At 43.4% G+C, this 3,773-nt stretch carries 6 protein-coding genes; all 6 read right to left on the bottom strand.

Translation table 11 applies throughout. The features are described 5' to 3' along the window. Nucleotides 1–103: 103 nt before the first annotated feature. Nucleotides 104–667, bottom strand: coding sequence for a prepilin-type N-terminal cleavage/methylation domain-containing protein (locus PHF79_04085; GenBank protein MDD5318959.1), 564 nt, complete (start codon nt 665–667; stop codon nt 104–106). 9 nt (nt 668–676) lie between these two features. Continuing rightward, entirely contained in the window at nt 677–1,285 is a 609-nt protein-coding gene (locus PHF79_04090; GenBank protein ID MDD5318960.1) for a type II secretion system protein, read from the bottom strand. Nucleotides 1,286–1,288: 3 nt separating this feature from the next. Beyond that, nucleotides 1,289–1,891 (bottom strand): prepilin-type N-terminal cleavage/methylation domain-containing protein, encoded by a 603-nt coding sequence (locus tag PHF79_04095; protein ID MDD5318961.1) that lies wholly within the window; start codon nt 1,889–1,891, stop codon nt 1,289–1,291. Beyond that, a complete protein-coding gene (locus tag PHF79_04100; protein MDD5318962.1) occupies nt 1,875–2,711 on the bottom strand; it encodes a prepilin peptidase in 837 nt (278 codons plus the stop codon). Before PHF79_04100 ends, PHF79_04095 begins: the two co-directional genes overlap by 17 nt. 20 nt (nt 2,712–2,731) lie before the next feature. Beyond that, nucleotides 2,732–3,082 carry a hypothetical protein gene (locus PHF79_04105; protein ID MDD5318963.1) on the bottom strand — a complete coding sequence of 117 codons (351 nt, stop codon included), beginning with the start codon at nt 3,080–3,082 and terminating at the stop codon, nt 2,732–2,734. 250 nt (nt 3,083–3,332) lie between these two features. Continuing rightward, the coding region (locus PHF79_04110; protein ID MDD5318964.1) for a type II secretion system protein at nt 3,333–3,773 on the bottom strand (441 nt) is incomplete at its 5' end.

Here is a 3,773-nt window from a genome sequence, read left to right on the forward strand (position 1 = left end):
AGCAAGCTGGTCACGATGATGGCCACAAACAATGTAAAGCCTTTTTCTTTTATTTCGTGTAAATATTTTCTTTGCATAATATATTCGATATATATTCGATTGGTTATGAAGATGAGACTGATACCCAGTTGAATAGGTGGTCATTCAAAATATAGCTCTTGACCAAAGAACCTGTATTCCAAGACACCACCGCTTTGATCACCACTTCTTTACTTGCCCCAGTCGGCGTAGAACCATCGGGGTTGGTGATGAAAACTGTGCGAGTAAAGTTGGTAGGCGTCCCCCCAGTCTGAGTATACCGATATGCCCCAGTAGTATTAGAAATGTAAAGATAGCTGCCTGGGGCATAATCAGTAATTTGGCCGGAAATGGCATCTATCTGACAGCCGGTCGCCGCAAAACATTTACTCAAACCATTCAGCCATTGGGTTGAGTCAGACAGGTTGGCCAAAGAGTTGGCATCACGTTGATTGTGAATATATTCCACGACATCTTGGCCCAGATAAAAAGCCGTCACCTGATCGCGAGCAAAATAACTTGAGTGTAAAGCTTGAGCCACAATAGAGAGAGGGGCGGTCAAAGCCAAGACCAAGATGGTGATGGCTACCAAGGTTTCCACGATGGTAAATCCTTTTTTATTTTTTGCTTTGAGTGAGGTAGATTTCATAATTTTTTATCAAATATTAAGCACGCGTTGAGAAATAGTAGTCTGAATAGAAAAATTGGAAACGCTGGTCTTGGTCGTGCTAGCCGTACCAGTCAAAATCATCAAGGCTCCCGGCTGTCCTGCGCCCTTGGCGGGAGTGTAGACATAAAAGTTTAACTTATTGATGGTTACGTCTGTTCCGGTCAGAGGATAGGCCACTCCTCCACCAAGACTGTCATAGACCGTCTTGTCTGCTCTCCCGTTGACGGAGTCATAGCTATAAGTAATCCCTTGACCAGAAGCGGAAATAAAGGAGATGACTGTGGTTGGTACGCTGGGATTACAATTTGAGTTGAGAGGATTGTAAGTTTGGGGATTGAGAGCCTGATCCGCCGAACCGCAATAATAATGTACCCCTGTCTTGATATCTCGAGTCATGCTTTCGATGGCAAAGTTTAGGTTGTCCACCACCGAGCTGATGGCTTGAGCCTTTCTATTGCCATCGAGCAAGCTGACGATCACTCCAATGGCGATAGTCATGACAATTGCAAAGAGTCCGACCGAGACAATCATTTCGATCAGCGTAAAGCCAGCTGATTTTGGATCGACAGAATTTTTAATTTCTTTATTTTTTTTCATAAATTATTGGACGGATATCTGGCCACTCAGCTGAACATCGACCGTCTTGGTCTTATCTCCTGTGGCTGTGGTCAGTTTTATCTGGGCACTCGCCTGAGCATTGGTAATACTTTGATTGTCCAAAATGATCACGGCCTCTGGATTTGGACGGGTAAAAGTGATGTCCAAAGTCGAAAAGGCCATGTTGCAATTATTATTGATACACAAAGCGCTTATTCTATTATTGTTACCAATATTGTAGATGCTTAAAACCTGATCCGTACCCCCCGGAGTTGAAGGTGGAGTGTAAGTATGGGTGCCGTCATCATCCTTAAACAAAATAAAAGTCGTCGGGGTAGTTTTATCAAAATGAACGCCAAAACCTCCAGCAAAAGCAGCTGCGCCAAGACCTGGATTGACCGCGCGCACGCCGATGCCGTAGTCCTGAGCTTGGCGCAAAGTCAAAGCCGTCTCATAAGCCAAATTGTCTACCAGAGTCGAGCTGGAAAGCTTGCTTTGGTTAAAAAGAATGACGGCCATGATCAGAGTAAAAATACCGATGACCACCACCAGCTCGATGAGTGAAAAACCTGAATGGAAACTTCTATTTTTAAAAGGTAAAGACATAGGGAAAAACATTTAAACCAAAGAAGAGAACAAGATACATGCCGAGAATAAGAAAAGGGGCAAAAGGAATCTCGCTTTTAATTGTAAGCTTATTCCTAGCGTATCGCAAGCTCATTTTTGGTAAAACTTTTTGCAAAAAAAGCAGTGGAATAGCGATCGCGGCCGCGATCCAAAAAGCCAAGACAATAGCCGAGACGGCACCTGACAGACCAAGCAGCCAACCGATGCTAGCCATCAGCTTGGCATCACCCAGCCCCATCAAACGTCCATCTGAAAATCTCCAAATCAAATAAAACGGCAAGGCCACAATTGGACCAGCCAGCACTCGCCACCATGAAAGATCGTTTTGAAATAAAATCACCCCCACGGAGGCAAGCGCGAACAAAAACGAAAGCTTGTCGGGAATAATCTTGTGACGAACATCGTAAATCAAAATGACCATTAGGAGACTAGAAATAAAACATAAAATCGCCGTGAAGATAGCTAGATAAAGGGTTGAGAGTGTCAGACTATCTAGACTCATTACTCCATATATCGAAACACTATGCAGAAAAGAACCTAAAAAAAGCAGGGCTGTGACAAGCTCTCCGAGCGGATACTGCCATGAGAGTTTACTTTTACATTTACGACAGCGGCCGCCCTGAATCATAAAGCTCACTAAGGGTATCAGCTCATACCAATGCAAAACTTTTCGACAGGAAAAGCAGTGCGAGCGACCCCCTACTGACCTGCCGGTGTTGTAGCGCAAGGCCACCACATTTAAAAAACTGCCCACAATCAGTCCAAGACAAAAAACGTAGATGGAAAATAAAAGCAACATGCCGAGATTATAGCACGATATTATAGTCCGACTCTCTCCAGAGATTGAATTCTGTTTCCATGATCACTAAAGGAGCGATTGGTAATGATTGCTAAACCTTCAATTTCAGTATGAACAAAATCACGCATTTCCTCAAATTTCTTGTCTACCCTTTCAAACTTTTTATCTACCAACTGAAATTGCTTATCCACTTCGGCAAACTTAGACACCATAGTGTTTTCCAAAATGTTGAAACGAATATCTATAGTGTTAAATTTATTAGCTAGCATTTTTTCTAGGAGATCAAAGCGAGCATTCATCTCTTTTCTAAAGGAATACATTTCCTCTTTAAAACCATTGAACTCCTTTTTTGTGACTAATTCCGTAGACATAATATTTTGTAACTTAATTGTAATCCCCTGCGTGGGTGGCGCAAGATTGACTGTATGATACAAATGTCACTTAAAGTTTTTATCAAGGAAACCTCACTTTCCGTTGCAGGTCTCTTCACTAAAGCGCTCGAGGACTCGCTAACCCGTTCAGAGACCTGCAACGGAAAGTGAGTGTGGCTTGAAATAGATTGGTAATACAAAAACCCCGCAGGAGCGGGGTTTTTGCTAACAAAACCTAGAAATTTAAAGACTAGATACAGAGGTTGGCGTTAGCTGTAATCATAGCTCCTGTTTCTGTTGTTGAAGCTGTTGATTTACCAGTACTGTCTACACAGTACTGATTACCAGCAATTGTAGCAAAGGCTGACCATGCTGTTGTTGAGGCGAAGCAAGTAAGAGTTGCGCCTGATTGGCTAGTGACACCAGCAACCAAGTTTGCCAAACCACCAGTTGCAGCAGATGCTGAGAACTGTCCGGATGTACAGTTTGCAGCTGTCCCGTAGGCATTGTTGTTGTTACTGTAGTACAACTCTGCCTGAGCGCGCATGTTTGAGAGCTGAGCCTGGACTGCGGCTGCCTGACCTTTTGAACGAGCGGATGTAAGAGATGCCAAAACGACTGATGAACGGATACCGATGATGGCGATGACCACCCAGAGTTCAATCAATGTAAAACCTGAAGGTGTTTTTTT

Source organism: Candidatus Paceibacterota bacterium, from assembly GCA_028714275.1.
Taxonomy (GTDB): Bacteria; Patescibacteriota; Minisyncoccia; order Phycocordibacterales; family CAINVO01; genus CAINVO01.

Coding starts and splice junctions, on each gene's coding strand:
- PHF79_04085 (MDD5318959.1), bottom strand. CDS start 667: ATGAAATCTACCTCACTCAAAGCAAAAAATAAAAAAGGATTTACCATC.
- PHF79_04090 (MDD5318960.1), bottom strand. CDS start 1,285: ATGAAAAAAAATAAAGAAATTAAAAATTCTGTCGATCCAAAATCAGCT.
- PHF79_04095 (MDD5318961.1), bottom strand. CDS start 1,891: ATGTCTTTACCTTTTAAAAATAGAAGTTTCCATTCAGGTTTTTCACTC.
- PHF79_04100 (MDD5318962.1), bottom strand. CDS start 2,711: ATGTTGCTTTTATTTTCCATCTACGTTTTTTGTCTTGGACTGATTGTG.
- PHF79_04105 (MDD5318963.1), bottom strand. CDS start 3,082: ATGTCTACGGAATTAGTCACAAAAAAGGAGTTCAATGGTTTTAAAGAG.